Here is a 16,980-nt window from a genome sequence, read left to right as displayed (position 1 = left end):
ATATGATTTTTTATTTGTTATGTTAAATTAATTATTTAAAATAAATTTTGTTTATTTTAATAAATATTAAATCAAAGGTATAGAAATTAAATTAGATATGATATATAATGGTGTTAGGTTGAATTGTTTTAGAAAAACATAAAGTGTTTTAATCTATTTAGTTAATGTCTAGGGGGAATAAACGGATGATCGCAAATACTTTTACAAAACCTTTAATTGAGCAGAGAGCAGATCCGTATGTATATAAACATACTGATGGATATTACTATTTTACTGCTTCTGTACCAACTTATGATTATATCGAGCTTAGAAGATCAAAAACCATAGATGGTTTAGCTACAGCTGAAACAAAAGCAGTTTGGAAAAGACATGAAAGTGGTCCTATGAGTGAACATATATGGGCACCAGAAATTCATTACCTTGATGGAAAATGGTTTATATATTTTGCTGCAGGTGAAAAGGAAGATGTATGGAAGATACGTCCATATGTTTTAGAGTGTACTGGAGATGAACCAATGTCTGACCTATGGGTTGAAAGAGGCATGATGCAAAGAGCTGATAATGATCCTTATTCATTTACTGATTTCTCATTGGATGCTACAGTATTTGAACATAATGGGAAGAGATATTTTATATGGGCTGAGAAGGTAGGCGGAGAAGGTGGAATTTCTAATCTTTATATAGCAGAGATGGAATCACCAATTAAGCTAAAAACTGTACAAGTCCTACTAACTACACCTGATTATGATTGGGAAAGATTTGAGTTCTGGGTAAATGAGGGACCAGCAGTACTAAAAAGAAATGGCAAGATATTTGTAACGTTCTCTTGTAGTTCAACTGGAGCTGCTTATTGCATGGGGCTTTTAGAAGCTGATGACACAGCTGATTTACTTGACCCACAATCTTGGAGAAAATCAAGATATCCAGTTTTCGCAACTGATCCTGAAAGAAATATATATGGTCCAGGCCATAACAGCTTTACTGTTTCAGAGGATGGAGATGATCTATTAATTTATCATGCTCGTCCATATGAAAAGATCGTTGGTAATCCGTTATACGATTACAATCGTCACACTATGGTTATGAAGATAAAATGGGACAACGATGGAAGACCACGTTTTGAGTTAGATTAATCGATAAGTTTATATTTTAGCTTAGAATAAAAGAATTTATGATATTGCATCATAAATTCTTTTGTTATTATATAAGCTTACTAAAATTATAGTTCAAAAGTATTACATGGTAAACATATAATGGAAGTGGAATGTGTTTTTTTAATAAAAAAGATAAATTAGTATTGTTTTTTATATCTACATATTTAAGTTTGTCTAAATTTTGTATATTATTATAAGGTATGAAATTTATTTATTAAATTAATAGTTGAGTTAGGAACTCTATGGGTTCACATTAAATAAACTTAAGCTGAGCATTATTTGATAATTTTATATGAGATGATTGTCAAATATGTATAAATGAAATTTTTATAAAAGTTCCCTATAGAAGGAGATTAGATGAAAAAGAGTATTAGTAAATTTATAGTCGTAACTATCAACATCATATTAACGGCAATTGGGGCAAGCCTAGGGCTTAAAGCTGCTATAGGAGTTACTGCATGGGATGCACTCAGTCAAACTATATCAACAGTATTAGTAGTAAAAGTAGGAACTCTTTCTATGATACTAAATATAAGCTGTGTGCTTCTTCAATTACTTTTATTAAAGAAGGAATTTAAAGTAAAACATGCTCTACAAGTATTTGCATCTATACTTGTGGGACTAGTGATAAATTATGTATATTATGACATATGTTCAAAATTCACTGTAGACAGTTATTTTGTAAGCTTAATATTGCTATTTACATGTTTCATTCTTTGTGCTTTTGCAGTGTCTGTTATCATGGCTATTAACTTTATTAGTTTTCCTTTAGAATCTGCATGTATGGTTGTAGCTAAAAGAATTAATAAGAATTTTGGTAGCATAAGGCAAGCAGTAGACCTATTATCTATTATTATTTCTGTTGCAGTTGCATTGATTTTTAGAAACAAGCTGACAGTAAGAGAAGGTACAATAATTGGTATGCTTATCTATGGACCGTTAATAGATTGGTTCATGAGACTTATAACACCTACTTTAAGAAAGTTCAGTTTGGTTGAATAAAATAAAGTACTATTAAGAATAGAAAGCTTTTCTATTCTTAAAAAATAGGCTATTAAAAAAGGTTAATAAAAAGAAATTATTGAAAAAGGCATAAAAGCACTTTTACAAATAGAAGCCATGCATAAAAGGTTAAACGAGCCGACTTTAATGCATGGCTTCTATAAAATTATAAATTATAAATATCTGCTTTTATCTATACCTATAGTGAAGAATTAATAAGCTATTTAGGTAGGTTGTTTAGCATTTTAGCTAAATCAATGAATCTGTTTTGTAGATATTTTTGATGTATAGGATTATCTTGAGATACCACTTCTATATGATCTACATCATTTATTTCTCCCATGTAGTTCCATACTCCCTTTTGTGTAGTAGCATTTGCATTATAGTTTATAATTCTATCTGTGGAGCCCTCATGTGGAGCTATGGCAGATCTAACACTAACGATTCCATCATTTCTCCACCAGGAGCTGTCAACTTGCACTTTACCTGGAGTAGAGTTAGTGTATTGTCCCATAAATATAGAACTTTTTAAAAGTAATGGATCCATATTAACATTAGGAAACTGATGACCTGTAAGTAAATCTTCATGGGTATCTACACAGGCTATGGAGAAGTAATAAATATCACTTTGCGCCTTAACCCAAGTGTTAAGTTCTTTTGCACCTTCTTGTGATAGATCCCATATACTTAAATCTTTTGTTTGTTTCCACAGATTGCTGCTAAAAACTCTATGAGCATAACTGTCAAAGGATTCGCCTGGTTGTTTCTTTAAGCCCCATTGATCCATTCTAAAATCAAAGCAAGGATTGCTCGAATAAATTATTCCGCCTCTACTTGCCATAGCTGCAAAGATTTGATGAAAGAAAGGTTCTAAGTTATCCTGTTTTTCGTCCTCTTGACTTCCATCATGGGGAGTTCCAATTGTAGTTATACTGTCTATCCAATGATGATTTCCTGCGAATAGTGGACTTATATCTTTTGTATTATTTTTTATCTCATCTGGATCTCCATTTTCAAGTAATTGGGCTAATACTCTAATGGTTTCACCACCCATGCTGTGACCAATTAAATGAATTTTTCTAAGGCCATTTGGACCTATTGTTCCAAGCTCTGGATAAACTCCTGGGTAAGTTCTTCCATAACGGGAATGTCCATCTTTCTTTGAATGTTCTTCGCCATAGTCCACGGTGCCGCCTTTTAAGTAAGCATACAATTCACAGGCTCTATCCCAGTTGCTAGATATAGAACCAATGGTTGGCGTAAAGACTTTATAACCTTTTGAGGTTAATAAATCCTTAAGACTATTTTGGCCACCCCAATAGTTAATTCCAAAAAGTTCATCATTTCCCCAGCCAAAGAGACCGTGAACCATTACAATTGGGTAATCATTATTTAGCTGAGGTAATGATGAAGTTATAGTTGAAGTTTGAGTTTGGGAGGTGCTAGCCTTAACTAAGGTTCCTGTAGATGGGATGAAGAAAGATACTATAAAAGCTAGCATTAAAATTAACGATTTTTTAATAGAGTTTTTCATAATGAAACACCTCACTATTTTTTTGTACTGACAAGTACAATATAGCACGAAGTAGAGCATTTGTATAAATCTGTAAAATACCTCTTTAGGTTAAAAAGTTTATTGTACTGAGTAGTACAAATATAAAGCTTTAAATATCTTAGAATAGCAACGATTCTTATATGTTTTAGTAAATTTGTAGTTTAAGTATCTTTAAATATGTACCAGTAAGGCTGTTAAATTATTTATAGCACTTTTAAACCTTAAAAAAGTTTTGAAAATAGATTTTGTGGTGAAGGGATACAAGCTTATTTGAATTAATCTTAAGGTATGTACTTTCTTTTTTAGAACTGATGGGTGAATATAAAAGTGCTACTATAAGTGAATGTGTTAAATAAATGTTGGTGAGGATTATAGAAAAATTTAATTTGTATTTGAATTTGCTATGCGAGGTAGTATATGTTTGAAATGTAATAAGTTGTATTATATAATTGAAGCACAAAGTGGGATTATTAAGTTAAATGGGAAATATTAGAGGGTGGAGTAGGGATGAATGACATAATTAATATAGCAATAGTAGATGATGAAGAGATACAGGTTGAGCTCTTAGAGAAATTGGTTAAGAATTGGGCTTTTGATAAAGCTATGAGAGTTTGTGTGGAGAGATTTCATAGCGCGGAAAGCTTTCATTTTGCTTATAGCATGGACAAAAAATATAATATTCTATTACTAGATATACAGATGAAGGGGCAAAGTGGCATAGATTTAGCAAAAAACATACGCACTGAAGACGAGAAAATAAATATAATCTTCATAACCGCTGTTACTGAGTACATTAGTGAAGGATATGATGTAGCTGCTATAAATTATCTAATAAAGCCAATAAAAGAAGAAAAATTATATCTTAGCTTAGATAGAGCTATAGCTAAAATTTCTAAAGAGCCAGAAACTATCCTTATAAATTCAGATGGGGAAATACATAAATTAGATCAAGAGAATATAATTTATATCGAAGCTTTTGCTCACAGTGTTGAATTGCACACAAAGGAGAAAAATTATACCATAAGAAAAAGCATTAGTGCTATAGAAAAGGAATTAAATATCCAAGGATTTATAAGATGTCACAGATCATACATAGTTGGATTAGCCTATATAAGGAAAATTGGGACGAGTGAGTTAGAATTGGATAGTGGTGAAAAGATTCCCATAAGCAGAAGAATGTATGCAGATACGAATTTAGCCTTTATTAAATATTTTAGAGGTGACCTAAATGAGTAGCATAAAAATACTAGGCATAATTATTGGAGTACTACTTTTAACTCTAGTGATGGTTATAATGCTTAGATACATATTTTATCGATTGGTAAATAATTATGTAGCTAATTATCAGAATGATTTAATAACAAAGCACTATAACGAGGTTGAGAATATATATAAGCAGATGAGAGCCTGGAGACACGATTATCATAATCACATACAAACCATGAAAGCACATCTTGTATTAGAAAAATATAGCGATATGGAGAATTATTTAAATGAATTGGACAAGGACCTAACATCAGTAGATACTGTTTTGAAAACCGGCAATGTTATGGTGGATGCAATCTTAAACTCTAAGCTATCCTTAGCCTTAAGTCATAATATTAATATAAATGCTAAAGCTGCGGTACCTAAAAAGCTAAAAATATCTGATATAGATCTCAGTGTAGTCATTGGTAACCTTATGGACAATGCCATGGAAGCTGTTCTAAAAATAGAAAAAGAAGAAAATAGATTTATTAGAGTGTATATAAGAGAGATGAAGCAGCAGCTTTATATTTCAATCACTAATTCTACCTGTGGATATGTAAAGAAAAATGGCTTGTCATATATAACCACTAAGCTAGGTAACAATCATGGTTTTGGAATAAAAAGAGTTGATAGTATAGTTAATAAATATAATGGATTTATAAATAGACAAAGTGAAGAAGGAGTATTTGCTACTGAGGTAATGCTTCCACTTTAAGTAGTATAGGTACCATTGGTGTCAACATTATAACCATTGGTGCTTTTTTTATAGTTAATTTTAAAATTCTTGTTATCATATGGGTGAGGTGATAAGTATGAGAAGTAGAAGTGAGAAAAATAAACCTAGTTATTCGACCTTTCAAAATGTAAGCTATCTTATAAAAAATTTGTGGAGGTGGGATAAAAAATTATTTTTTGTAGCATTTATACAAATACCTATTATAGTGGCTATACCTTTGTTAGGAATTTATATACCTAAGGTTGTAATAGATTCTGTAACCAGAAAAAGTTCAATAGCTGCTTTGTTTATTAGTCTATGGGCAACAGTGCTTTGTATGGTTATTTTAAATATATTGTTAAACAGTCTAAGATCCTTGTCAATGTTTAAGAGTATAGCTTACAGAATGAAGTATAGTGGACTAATTACAGAGAAAACCTTAGATACAGATTTTGAAAACATAGATGGTCCATCAGGGCAAGAGCGGATTGAGAAGGCATGTACTTCAGTAGATTCAAATGATTCAGCTACAGAGGCTATAATAATGGTGTTAATAGAACTTTTTTCAAACCTTATTGGCTTTATTGTATATTCAAAGATAATATCTAAAATAAATCCACTTATAGTGATGTTTTTAGTGTTTTCTTCAATAATAAATTATTTAGTAGGAAGATATGTAAACAACTATGAACATAGAAATAAGGCTAATATAACACCAATACAAATGAAGCTTAGATATGTAATCAATTGGGCAGGTGACTTTAAGGCAGCTAAGGATATGAGACTATATAATATGTTTCCTTGGCTTAAAGAGATGTTCTCTAGACTAAAAAAACAAAAGCTATATTATAGAAGGAAGAACATATATCGTAGATGCTTTAGTAATTTTGTTGATGGAAGCTTAATTTTTTTAAGAGATGGCATAACCTATGGTTTTCTTATTTATTCTGTATTATATAGAGATATGCCTATAGGTGATTTTGTATTGTATTTTGGAGCAGTAAGTGGGTTTTCTACCTGGCTTTCTGGGATTATTAAAAATTATAACTCGCTAAATTCCATAAGTTTAGATGTATGCGATTTAAGAGAGTATTTGGAATTAGAAGATAATAAAAATAGAAAGCAAGGGGATAAGCTTCCAGACTCTTATGAGCTTCCTCTCGATATTGAACTGAGAAATTTATACTACAAATATCCAGGCGCTGAGGACTACACTATTAAAGGAATTAATGTTCATATAAAAAAGGGAGAAAAGATTGCTTTAGTTGGAGTTAATGGTGCCGGAAAAAGTACTTTAGTAAAGATCATTTGTGGGCTGTATACTCCAAATAAAGGAGAGATACTTATTAATGGAAAAAACATTGAACTTTATAATAGAGATGAGTATTATTCGTTAATTTCTGTAGTATTTCAAGATATACATCTTCTGCCACTATCAATAGAAAAAAATATAGCATTGAAGTCAGCTGAAGAAATAAGTTTTAAAGAAATAGATAGAGTTATTAAGATGGCAGGTCTTTCAAGAAAGATTGATAGTCTGGAAAAAGGGAAGGATACTTTATTAGTTAAATCAATATATGATGAAGCAATAGATTTATCTGGTGGAGAGATGCAAAAGCTTATGCTTGCTAGAGCACTGTATAAAAACTCACCTATTATAATACTGGATGAGCCTACTGCAGCATTGGACCCATTAGCTGAAAGTGAAATATATGAAAAATATAATGAACTTACAAAAGGCAGTACCTCTATATTCATATCTCATAGGTTATCTTCAACTAGATTTTGTGACAGGATACTATTTATTGGAGAAGGCAACATCTTAGAAGAAGGAAGTCATGAAGAGCTTATGAGCAAAGGTGGCCAGTATAAGAAGATGTATGATATGCAAAGTTACTACTATAAAGAAAGTGTAGGTGATGAGAAATATGCATAAGGATAAGTTAAAGAAAAATGGAGCTATGCTTAAGTTTGGCATAAAAGAAATATTTAATCTACAGCCTTGGGTAATACCAGTTACCATTTTGGAAGCCTTTTTTAAAGCAAGCTTTCCGTTTATAAATATCTATATGTCTGCTAAGATAATTGATCAATTAACAGGGGCAAAAGATAAAAATAAGCTGTTCACCTTAGTCATAGTGACTATTTGCTTAAACCTACTAGTTCACCTTATTTCAACTATATTAGAGCATTTAGCCAGGGAATTAAAAGGGGCTATAGAAGATAATCAAAAAATGAGGCTTGATGAGAAGATACTAAATATGTCCTATAAAAACATAGAAAATCCAGAAACGTATATCTTAAGAACAAAGATAACCGAGGCTACAAAGTTAAATGGTGGTGGAATTATATTTCTTATGAATGAGTTAGGAGAGATAGAAAAGGGAATATTTACACTTATAACTTCAATTGCTATGGTTATTAGCTTGTTCAATGAAAAAATATTAGGAGATAGAAATGTATCTTTTATAAACTCAAGTCTGTTTACCTATAGTTTTTTTATACTAATAATTATAAGTGTTCTGATTAGCATAAACTTTCAATCTAAAGCAAACAAGGTGTTCTTCAATAGTTTTTCTAGAATAATAGTGATGAATAGATTTTTTTCCTATTACTTTAATCAGATTTTAGACTACAATGTAGGCAAGGAGATCAGACTCTATAACGAGAAGAAATTGATACTAAAGGAAATGGATTCTTTTAGTACAAATTCTCAAAATTTATTTAATGAGCTTGGTAGTAAAAATGCAAAATACAGTGGAGCTGATGGGCTAATCTCTTCTCTTGTAAGTGGAGCGGTGTATTTATTTATAGGTTTTAAAGCTATTATAGGAGCTATAACAATTGGTAGTATTGTTCAATATATAGGAAGCATTAAGCAGTTCATGGATGGAAGTGGTCAATTTTTAAGATCTTTGGGAAGCATCTTGAATAATAATCAATATATAGAGATATATAAAGAATTCTTAGAACTTGAAAATACCAATGTTAAAGGAAGTCTGCCAGTGGAAAAAAGAGACGACAACGAATATGAAATAGAGTTTAGAAATGTTTCATTTAAGTATCCTGGTAGTAAGATTATGTGCTTAAAAACTTATCCATAAAGCTTAACATAGGGGAAAAGCTAGCTATTGTAGGTATGAATGGCTCAGGAAAGACTACTTTTATAAAGCTTCTTTCTAGACTTTATGAGCCTAATGAAGGACAAATACTTTTAAATGGAATCGATATAAGAAAGTATGACTACGAAGAGTATACTAGGTTGTTTTCTATTGTATTCCAAGACTTTAGATTGTTTTCCTTCTCTTTAGGTCAAAATGTTGCTGCTTCTGTAGAGTACGATGAAGATTATGCTAAGGAGGTTCTATATGAGGTTGGATTTGAACATAGGCTTAAAAATATGCCTAAGGGCTTAAGTACAGCATTATATAAAAACTTTGAAGAGGATGGGGTAGAGATCTCAGGTGGAGAAGCACAAAAAATTGCTTTAGCTAGAGCTCTATATAGAAATGCTCCTATCATAATATTAGATGAACCCACTTCTGCATTAGATCCAATTGCAGAGTTTGAGATTTACTCCAAATTTAATGAAATAGTAGGCTCTAAGACAACCTTTTATATATCCCACAGGCTTTCCTCCTGTAGATTTTGTGATGAAATAGCTGTATTTGACAATGGACAAATAGTACAAAAAGGCAGCCATGAAGAACTATTAAAAAATCAGCAGGGCTTATATTATAGTTTATGGCATGCTCAAGCAAAATACTATGATGATAAAGTTAGTGCCTAGAAATGAATTTTTATAGTATACTTTAGAGTGAAGCGGTATATATTTATAGATTTCATAACTCAGCTGTTAATTTATACAAACTCTAAATTCGTAGAAGTGGAGATTTTCGGGTAATTATAAATTATATTTCCGTATAGGATGTTTATAGGTATCCAACTTCAACTATTAATTTATATATGCCCGATAATCCCCAGAAGCCGGTATTATCGAACATATATAAATTGAGTTTTCATAAAGGTTCCCTATAGTTAGGAATTTATTAATTATGGCATATGAAAAATTATATTTATCAAAACATGGAGAAAAATTTAATGGTTACATTGGTACTCCTACAGGACTTTTTATTTATGATGGACAAGAACTATGCGTAGGAGATACTGTGATATTTAATTATTATGAGGACAATCATGACATTCTGAGCGGAGTCATAACCAATAGCGGCAATAGGTTTAAGATAGATGATGATTATGAAGTTAGTGATTTGCAATTTAAGAGTATTATTTCAGATTATATGGACTTAAAACAAGGTGACAGGGTTGGTACTTATAAACAATTCGAAGTTAAAATATTTAATGAAGGAGTATAGGTATGAAGCAATGTCCTAAATGTAATAGCGAATATGAAGAAGAGTATACAATTTGCAGCGATTGTAATTGTGAACTAGTTGAGAAAGAGGTAATTGAAGAGCCTGAAAATAATAATGGTAAAATAAGCAAGGGGTTTCTATTTATTTTAGCTATTGTACTGATATTGTTTTCACCTATAATTTCTTTTAAATTAACCTTAATATATTTTAACTTAGTAGATGTACAACAATATAGTGCTGAAAACTTTAAATGGATGCTTGGTGCATATCATCAATCTCTTTTGGTAGTAGGCATTATTATTTGCTTACATTGTATTTTATATTTTTACAAGAGCCATAAAAGCTAAGATTAACAGATTCTATCTCACCCACATTTTTTAAATACATTCATATATGGAGATAAAACTTAAACCTATATGCTCATACAGTAATAAGGTTATTTTGGGATGATAAACTAATAATTTTGATGAAAAATATACAACAAACAATCTATGATTTAATTTGTGGTTAAGCATAGGTTGTTTGTTGTGTTTATATTACAGGAGTAAGTTGAAAATTAAAGTTTAACATCTGCAAATAATAAGCTTAAGTTCTGTTCATTGCTATTTTGATAAAATATTAGCTAATATAATGGGAAAGTATCATATCAAAGCTGAAATAATGAAATAATATCAGATTAATAGCAAGAGTTAGCTTCTCATAGTATAATTATTATAAAAATTGTTAAGGATGAACCACTTCAGGTTTAAATATGTTTTGAAACCCTGACGAATTAAGGTTATTGGTTTTAAAATATGGAAATGTTTAATAGTATTGCTGAAATTAAGTGGTATGTCTATATATAAGTAACTAAAATATTATTTTAAGCTAAGATAATATAGATAAAATTAAATTGAGAGGTGTACTTAATGAAATTTATTGCTTATGATACTAGAGATGACGAGAGAAATGATTTTGAAGAACTATCCAAGAAGTTGAACATAGAGATTATATTAGTCTCAGAGGGACTAAACATAAATAATATAGATTTGGCAAAAGGCTGTGATGGTGTTACGATTTTAGGTCACAGTAAGGTAGATTCAGTTATATTGGATAAACTAAAGCAGCTTAATATAAATTATCTTTCAACTAGAACAGTGGGGTACAATCATATAGATATAGATTACGCTAAAAGCTTAGGAATAAGGGTAAGTAACTCTTATTATGCTCCTAATGGTGTTGCTGATTATACAGTGATGCTAATACTTATGTGTATAAGGCACTACAAGCAGGCGATGTTTAGAGGAAATGTTAATGACTATTCACTAAAAGGACTCCAAGGTAAAGAGATGAAAGATCTTACTATAGGAGTTATAGGAACTGGAAAGATAGGTGCAACGGTTATTGATAATCTGAAAGGCTTTGGTTCAAGAATGCTTGCTTATGATAAATACCAAAATGAGAAAGTAAAGGAAAAAGCAACTTATGTAGACTTGGATACTTTGTATAAAGAAAGTGATGTTATAACTTTACACACCCCATTGGTAGATAGTACTTACCACATGATAGATACTGAAGCTTTGTCTAAAATGAAGGATAATGTGGTACTTATCAATTGTGCCAGAGGCGAGTTGATGCATATCCCAGATCTAATTACTGGGGTTGAGACAAGAAAAATAGGAGCCTTAGGATTAGATGTTTTTGAAAATGAAGAAGGAATATATCATTTAGATAGGCGTACCGATATAATAAGCAATAGGGATATGGCATATCTTAGACAGTTTCCAAATGTAATTATGACACAACATATGGCTTTTTATACCGATGCTGCTGTAACTAGCATGGTTTGTAGTTCGGTAACAAGTTTAGTGGATTTTGTTGAAAAAGGCGAAAGTGAAAATGAGATAATAATATAGAAAATAATATTATATAAAGGCATCCTTTTCATATTGAATTGGATGCCTTTTTCTTATACTAAGATATAGCTTAATACAAAGCTTAAAATTACAATATATAAATGTAACACATAACAATAAAACGTATAACTACAAATTCTAACCTCGGAACCCGTAGGAACTTTGAAAACATATTTTTGATTGAGAGGTAGCTTTAGCTGGATTGTAATATCATTAAGATGTTACTTTTTAATTGGTCCTTTATTCAATTAAACTTATCTAAATGGTATAATTAGTATATAGATAATTACGTGACATTATATACTATGGCTTTCTTCTAAAATAGTTTTTAGCTTGAAGTGATAAAGCTTCAAAGAGTTCCTATATGGAAACCTAATGTACTTGTTTGAAAATATCAAGTTCTAGGAATTTTCTGGTACATATAAATTAAAAAATTGAGTTAGGAACTCTATAATAGAATATATTGGAGGTAACTAAATGATTATTAACATATCTAACGCACAAGAAGATCAATATGGAAATAGTAAGGAAAACATATTTATAGCCTTGAGTGATGAGTATAACTATTTAGGAAGTGCCTATGCATATCCATCAATAAACTTTCATCAAATTTATGATACTCCATATTTAATTTTTCTTAGTATAAACATTGAGGACAAATTAGATAAGACCACAGCAGATGAAGTAAAGCAAGAACTTTTTGATAAAGTACTTTTTAGAGCAAAAGAATTAAGAAATATTAGACCTGATTTGAGGGCTAGAATATATTCAGGCTTTGAATATGATATAGATAACTTACAATTCTACATTAAGAATGGTTTTGAAGAAGACTATAGTATTATAATGGAGGCGGAGATTGCAAAAGACTTTTCTTATTCTCTTCCTAAGGGCATAATGGTGAAAGAGCTAAAGCTAAGCTCTGAGAAGGAGCTTGAGGAATATAAAACATTGTATGATGAAATATTTATAACTCCATTAGATTTGGAAAGTTACCAGGAGCAAAAGCAGAGAAGATATTTTAAGAATTTAGAATTTTTCAAGGATGAGGTTTTAGTTGGAGGATGTACCATTTTTCAAAAGCACGGGGTAGGGTATATAGAAACCTTATATGTTTTACCGGAAGCTAGAGGAAAAGGTATCTCTAAATATATAATGAACTATATATTTGATTACTTTATATCAAAAGGCTTATATAAGTCAAGACTTGAGGTATGGCAGTTAAACAAAAAGGCAGTAAAGCTTTATGAAGGTTTTGGTTATAAAGAAATTAAGAAGAAACTTATGTTCCCTGGCATAACAGTCTAAATATTAGGCAATGGTAAAGCACTTCAGTAAATTTAAGTGGTTATTCCTCAGATGCTTCAATGAACTTAAATCTACCCATAAGTTAAAATTAAATTGTATTTAGAATTTTCATAAAATAAAACCTTGCAATATGGTGCATAAAATGCAAGGTTTTATATTTTTAATCCTGTTAAGATAGTAAATGAAAGGGGAGATGGTTATGGATTGGCTAAAAAAGATGAATGGTGTTATAAGTTATATTGAAGAAAACTTAGCAGAAACTATAAGCTATGGAGAGATAGCGAGAATTGCCTGCTGTTCAGAATATCATTTTCAAAGGATGTTTTCTTTTATAACTGATGTGTCTTTAGCAGAGTATATAAGGAGGAGAAGATTGACCTTAGCAGCCTTAGAACTTCAAAGTTCAAATATTAAGGTTATAGACCTAGCTTTAAAGTATGGATATGAATCTCCAGAAGCTTTCGCTAGGGCTTTTCGTAATCTTCATGGAGTCTCTCCAACTTTTGCTAGAGAAAAAGGAGCACAACTTAAGGCCTATCCACCAATTTCTTTTCATATATCGATAAAAGGAGAGGTTGAAATGAATTATAAGATCGTAGAAAAAGCCCCATTTAAGTTTTTTGGCGTAGAAGAAGTAGAGGATATGACCAATGGTAATAATTTGGTGAGAATACCAAAATTCTGGCAAGAATCCTTCGAAAATGGTATAATTGACCGTTTGATTAAGGTTATGCCTGAGGCAAAACTAGAAGAAGGTGCTACTACAGATGTTAATGCGATTATGTGTTATAGAAATACTGGAGAAGATACTTTCCCTTATATGATAGGAGTATTTGATTTAGAAGGAAATGCGGAAGTTCCAGAAGAATTTACTTCAATATCAATACCAGCCTTTACTTGGGTAGTATTTAGAACTGAGGATCATAACACAGAAGAAACTACAAAGAAGATACAAGAAGTATGGGCTAGAATTTTCCCAGAATGGTTTCCAAGTTCAGGCTATGAACATGCAGATGGACCAGAGCTTGAAGTTTATTTCGACTTAGGCAATGGAAGATGCTATTCTGAGGTATGGATACCGATCGTTAAAAAATAATGATCTTCTAATAGTATAAGATCAGTTAATAAATGAATGAAAGTTCATTTTACAAATAGAAGCTTGGCATAAAAATTAGAGAAATCTACTTTAATGTCTAGCTTCTATTTATTTGCTCCGTTTATGCTAAAGAATAATTTTAGCTTCATGGGCTACTATTTATATTTTTGAGGAACATTAGTCATACTAGGTTTAGAGAGGTATATGTAATAAAATTAAGTTTATGTGGAAGGATGAAGTGATTAGTCATTGTGAAAAGTCTTATTTAAGATAGGCAATTTTAGCATTTACATTAGTTGGTGTTAGTAATAATGTAATTCAATTCCTTGGAATATATAGACATATAGGCTAATATTATACTATAATTAAATTGAGCTTAGATTCAAGGTTATATAATTTTAATTTTGATATTAAGTTCTTATTATTTATGAATAGAATGAAAGGGGTATGTTTTTATGACAGAATATGTTATTTATGCGTAGCAGAGGCTATTGCATAAGTTAATAATTAAAATATAGAATAGCCTTTGCTCAATCCTAAAATTACATTATATTTAGGAGGAGCATAAAATGAGCTATGCAAGTGCCAGGGACATTTTCCCTGAAGATATATTAGAAATAATACAAAAGTATGTGGATGGAGAATATATTTATATACCTAAAAAGGAAGAGAACAGAATTGCTTGGGGGGAGCTTACCCAATGTAAAAAAGAGCTTTTAGAGCGCAATAATAAAATTTACGGAGAGTATTTATTAGGTAACTCAGTTAATGCTTTAGCTGAGAAATATTTTCTATCACCTAAATCTATACAGAGAATTATTTCTAAGAAAAAGAAGGAATTAGAGTAGTTATACCCAATCTGAGTATATTTAATTTATGTAAAGAGGTATCACTTTGATTTGAGAAGAATTTTATTACGAAGTGGTATATCCATAAAACACTAGTGAACATCTTGTCATTAGTGTTTTTATTATTTATACTGTACTGATTTGGTGAATAAGGGATAGGGAGAAGAAACATGGAAAGCATAATTATAAAGAATGAAGAGTATTTTTTTATTACCAACTTTAAAGATAACACTTATTATAGACAAAGCTTTAATGAACTAACAAGAAAGACTTTTGGATTCGACTTTGAACAGTGGTATAAGTTAGGCTACTGGGGAGATAGCTATATTCCCTATTCCTTGATTCATAATAACAAAGTTGTAGCTAATATTTCTGTTAGTATAATGGACTTTGTTGAGCTAAACAACAATAAAAGATTTATACAGCTTGGAACTGTGATGACAGACTATAATTATAGAAAAAAAGGATTGTCTAGATTTCTAATGGAAAGAATACTGCAGGAATGGAAGGATAAATGTGAAATTGTCTATTTATTTGCCAACAGCAGTGTATTAAATTTTTATCCTAAGTTTGGCTTTAAGAAAACAAAGCAATATCAGTACTCTAGAAAAGTATCAACTAGGTATGGAGAGTTCTTAGCTGAGAAACTAGACATGTCTATGGAAAGCAATAGACGGCTTTTTATGAATAAGGCTACAAATTCAGTAGTTTTTTCAAAGCTTGCAGCTAGAAATAATTTGTGGCTATTAATGTTCTATTGTCATAATAGTGACTCAATCTATTATATAAGAAAAGAAGATGCTATAGTTGTTGCTGAAATTCAACATGATACTTTAATAATTAATGAAATATTTGCAGCTAAAGAAATTAACTTAGATATATTAATTAGTGCACTTACAGATGAAGATATAAAAAAGGTACTTTTTGGTTTTACTCCTAAGTTTATCGAAGGTTATGATTTAAATATTTTAACAGAAGAAGATACAACTCTTTTTATTTTAGAAGGAAAAGGTTATTTGTTTGAAGAACATAAGTTAATGTTCCCAGTGCTGTCCCATACGTAATAATAGATAAGAGAAGTCAAAAGGTATATTGACTTCTCTTAATTGTTTAGTTAGAAGTTTTCTAACATCTAGAAACTGAAAACCTCATTTGGCTTGCCAGATAATATGTTTGAGTATATAGCTTCACCATGTTGAAGATAAAATACTTCAAAAATTGGATTGTCAGCTGTTTTATAACCTTTTGCTACTAAAGGAGCATTATCTATAACTAATTGCTTTTCAGCCAAATCTTTAGCAAACTCAATTTTTCCACTTAGTCTAACTGTTACAAAGTCTGAAGTTGTTACTATAAATTCAACATAAGGATTTCCTTTAAGTTGAGCAAATGCCTTTTTAGTATTGGCAGTGGTGAAATAGAATTTACCGGTGTTTCTTATTCTACATTTTGGGAACTTTTAAATTTCTGCTCTATGTTCAACAGCTTTAACTTTTATCTTCTGGATATCAACTACTTGTCCAATAACATTTCTTTCCGATTTTACATCCTGTAAGGATGTTCCGCAAATATCGCACTTATCTATAGTAGGAACAAGTATTTTATCAGGATTATCATTAAGTTCAAGAGTTTTTACTTCATGACCTTCCTGACCACCAAGATTTTTATCAGTCTTTATTCTTAAAGTTTTAGTTTTCTTTTTGAAACCGTCTGATGATGGTGGCTTACTACTGTTATTACTTTTTTATTAACTTGGGTTTATAATGATTTAACTCGTGATGTTAAT

16 protein-coding genes and 1 pseudogene are annotated in these 16,980 nt (G+C 30.7%); 14 read left to right on the top strand and 3 right to left on the bottom strand.

Going from position 1 to position 16,980, the window contains the following annotated elements; all coding sequences use genetic code 11:
- Nucleotides 1-185 precede the first annotated feature (185 nt).
- Nucleotides 186-1,133, top strand: coding sequence for a glycoside hydrolase family 43 protein (locus tag C1I91_RS16655; protein WP_238475808.1), 948 nt, complete (start codon nucleotides 186-188; stop codon nucleotides 1,131-1,133).
- A 378-nt stretch (nucleotides 1,134-1,511) separates the two neighbouring features.
- Entirely contained in the window at nucleotides 1,512-2,156 is a 645-nt protein-coding gene (locus tag C1I91_RS16650; protein ID WP_128213868.1) for a YczE/YyaS/YitT family protein, read from the top strand.
- A 220-nt stretch (nucleotides 2,157-2,376) separates the two neighbouring features.
- Here C1I91_RS16650 and C1I91_RS16645 read toward each other — a convergent pair whose 3' ends face one another.
- Nucleotides 2,377-3,690 carry an esterase/lipase family protein gene (locus C1I91_RS16645; RefSeq protein WP_128213867.1) on the bottom strand — a complete coding sequence of 438 codons (1,314 nt, stop codon included), beginning with the start codon at nucleotides 3,688-3,690 and terminating at the stop codon, nucleotides 2,377-2,379.
- A gap of 528 nt (nucleotides 3,691-4,218) precedes the next feature.
- On the opposite strand from C1I91_RS16645, the gene C1I91_RS16640 reads away from it, so the two are divergent.
- The 12 genes from C1I91_RS16640 (at nucleotide 4,219) to C1I91_RS16585 (ending at nucleotide 16,258) form a co-directional block, all read left to right on the top strand.
- Nucleotides 4,219-4,947 carry a LytR/AlgR family response regulator transcription factor gene (locus C1I91_RS16640; RefSeq protein ID WP_128213866.1) on the top strand — a complete coding sequence of 243 codons (729 nt, stop codon included), beginning with the start codon at nucleotides 4,219-4,221 and terminating at the stop codon, nucleotides 4,945-4,947.
- Nucleotides 4,940-5,674 (top strand): sensor histidine kinase, encoded by a 735-nt coding sequence (locus tag C1I91_RS16635; protein WP_164880566.1) that lies wholly within the window; start codon nucleotides 4,940-4,942, stop codon nucleotides 5,672-5,674. The genes C1I91_RS16640 and C1I91_RS16635 overlap by 8 nt, the downstream gene beginning before the upstream one ends.
- Before the next feature lie 97 nt (nucleotides 5,675-5,771).
- Nucleotides 5,772-7,610 (top strand): ABC transporter ATP-binding protein, encoded by a 1,839-nt coding sequence (locus C1I91_RS16630; protein ID WP_164880565.1) that lies wholly within the window; start codon nucleotides 5,772-5,774, stop codon nucleotides 7,608-7,610.
- A complete protein-coding gene (locus tag C1I91_RS16625) occupies nucleotides 7,603-8,778 on the top strand; it encodes an ABC transporter ATP-binding protein (RefSeq protein ID WP_128213864.1) in 1,176 nt (391 codons plus the stop codon). Before C1I91_RS16630 ends, C1I91_RS16625 begins: the two co-directional genes overlap by 8 nt.
- The gene (locus C1I91_RS16620; protein WP_128213863.1) at nucleotides 8,757-9,464 is read left to right on the top strand and encodes an ABC transporter ATP-binding protein; all 708 of its coding nucleotides are present in this window, start codon (nucleotides 8,757-8,759) and stop codon (nucleotides 9,462-9,464) included. Before C1I91_RS16625 ends, C1I91_RS16620 begins: the two co-directional genes overlap by 22 nt.
- A 265-nt stretch (nucleotides 9,465-9,729) precedes the next feature.
- The gene (locus tag C1I91_RS16615; protein WP_128213862.1) at nucleotides 9,730-10,050 is read left to right on the top strand and encodes a hypothetical protein; all 321 of its coding nucleotides are present in this window, start codon (nucleotides 9,730-9,732) and stop codon (nucleotides 10,048-10,050) included.
- Nucleotides 10,051-10,052: 2 nt separating this feature from the next.
- Entirely contained in the window at nucleotides 10,053-10,397 is a 345-nt protein-coding gene (locus C1I91_RS16610) for a hypothetical protein (RefSeq protein WP_128213861.1), read from the top strand.
- Nucleotides 10,398-10,958: 561 nt separating this feature from the next.
- Entirely contained in the window at nucleotides 10,959-11,945 is a 987-nt protein-coding gene (locus tag C1I91_RS16605) for a D-isomer specific 2-hydroxyacid dehydrogenase family protein (RefSeq protein ID WP_128213860.1), read from the top strand.
- 477 nt (nucleotides 11,946-12,422) lie between these two features.
- The gene (locus C1I91_RS16600; protein ID WP_128213859.1) at nucleotides 12,423-13,250 is read left to right on the top strand and encodes a GNAT family N-acetyltransferase; all 828 of its coding nucleotides are present in this window, start codon (nucleotides 12,423-12,425) and stop codon (nucleotides 13,248-13,250) included.
- A gap of 199 nt (nucleotides 13,251-13,449) precedes the next feature.
- Entirely contained in the window at nucleotides 13,450-14,346 is an 897-nt protein-coding gene (locus C1I91_RS16595) for an AraC family transcriptional regulator (protein WP_128213858.1), read from the top strand.
- A 569-nt stretch (nucleotides 14,347-14,915) separates the two neighbouring features.
- On the top strand, nucleotides 14,916-15,194 hold the full coding sequence (locus C1I91_RS16590; protein WP_128213857.1) for a CD3324 family protein: 279 nt from the start codon (nucleotides 14,916-14,918) through the stop codon (nucleotides 15,192-15,194).
- Between the two features lie 170 nt (nucleotides 15,195-15,364).
- The gene (locus tag C1I91_RS16585; protein ID WP_128213856.1) at nucleotides 15,365-16,258 is read left to right on the top strand and encodes a GNAT family N-acetyltransferase; all 894 of its coding nucleotides are present in this window, start codon (nucleotides 15,365-15,367) and stop codon (nucleotides 16,256-16,258) included.
- A 68-nt stretch (nucleotides 16,259-16,326) separates the two neighbouring features.
- On the opposite strand, the gene C1I91_RS28255 is transcribed toward C1I91_RS16585, so the two are convergent.
- Both C1I91_RS28255 and C1I91_RS29015 read right to left on the bottom strand, forming a co-directional pair.
- Entirely contained in the window at nucleotides 16,327-16,485 is a 159-nt protein-coding gene (locus tag C1I91_RS28255; protein ID WP_164880564.1) for a hypothetical protein, read from the bottom strand.
- 168 nt (nucleotides 16,486-16,653) lie between these two features.
- Nucleotides 16,654-16,884, bottom strand: a pseudogene (locus C1I91_RS29015) (IS66 family transposase); the annotation flags it as partial.
- Between the last annotated feature and the right edge of the window lie 96 nt (nucleotides 16,885-16,980).

This window comes from Clostridium manihotivorum (assembly GCF_004015185.1).
Lineage (GTDB): Bacteria > Bacillota > Clostridia > Clostridiales > Clostridiaceae > Clostridium_AR > Clostridium_AR manihotivorum.
The sequence above is the reverse complement of the archived record's forward strand: the minus strand, read 5'-3'. Positions and strand labels throughout refer to the sequence as shown.

What these genes read in the sequence shown, in the direction of transcription:
- C1I91_RS16630 (WP_164880565.1), top strand. Translation starts at nt 5,772, where the DNA reads ATGAGAAGTAGAAGTGAGAAAAATAAACCTAGTTATTCGACCTTTCAA.
- C1I91_RS16600 (WP_128213859.1), top strand. Translation starts at nt 12,423, where the DNA reads ATGATTATTAACATATCTAACGCACAAGAAGATCAATATGGAAATAGT.
- C1I91_RS16645 (WP_128213867.1), bottom strand. Translation starts at nt 3,690, where the DNA reads ATGAAAAACTCTATTAAAAAATCGTTAATTTTAATGCTAGCTTTTATA.
- C1I91_RS16635 (WP_164880566.1), top strand. Translation starts at nt 4,940, where the DNA reads ATGAGTAGCATAAAAATACTAGGCATAATTATTGGAGTACTACTTTTA.
- C1I91_RS16640 (WP_128213866.1), top strand. Translation starts at nt 4,219, where the DNA reads ATGAATGACATAATTAATATAGCAATAGTAGATGATGAAGAGATACAG.
- C1I91_RS16610 (WP_128213861.1), top strand. Translation starts at nt 10,053, where the DNA reads ATGAAGCAATGTCCTAAATGTAATAGCGAATATGAAGAAGAGTATACA.
- C1I91_RS16650 (WP_128213868.1), top strand. Translation starts at nt 1,512, where the DNA reads ATGAAAAAGAGTATTAGTAAATTTATAGTCGTAACTATCAACATCATA.
- C1I91_RS16605 (WP_128213860.1), top strand. Translation starts at nt 10,959, where the DNA reads ATGAAATTTATTGCTTATGATACTAGAGATGACGAGAGAAATGATTTT.
- C1I91_RS16585 (WP_128213856.1), top strand. Translation starts at nt 15,365, where the DNA reads ATGGAAAGCATAATTATAAAGAATGAAGAGTATTTTTTTATTACCAAC.
- C1I91_RS16595 (WP_128213858.1), top strand. Translation starts at nt 13,450, where the DNA reads ATGGATTGGCTAAAAAAGATGAATGGTGTTATAAGTTATATTGAAGAA.
- C1I91_RS16590 (WP_128213857.1), top strand. Translation starts at nt 14,916, where the DNA reads ATGAGCTATGCAAGTGCCAGGGACATTTTCCCTGAAGATATATTAGAA.
- C1I91_RS16625 (WP_128213864.1), top strand. Translation starts at nt 7,603, where the DNA reads ATGCATAAGGATAAGTTAAAGAAAAATGGAGCTATGCTTAAGTTTGGC.
- C1I91_RS16655 (WP_238475808.1), top strand. Translation starts at nt 186, where the DNA reads ATGATCGCAAATACTTTTACAAAACCTTTAATTGAGCAGAGAGCAGAT.
- C1I91_RS16615 (WP_128213862.1), top strand. Translation starts at nt 9,730, where the DNA reads ATGGCATATGAAAAATTATATTTATCAAAACATGGAGAAAAATTTAAT.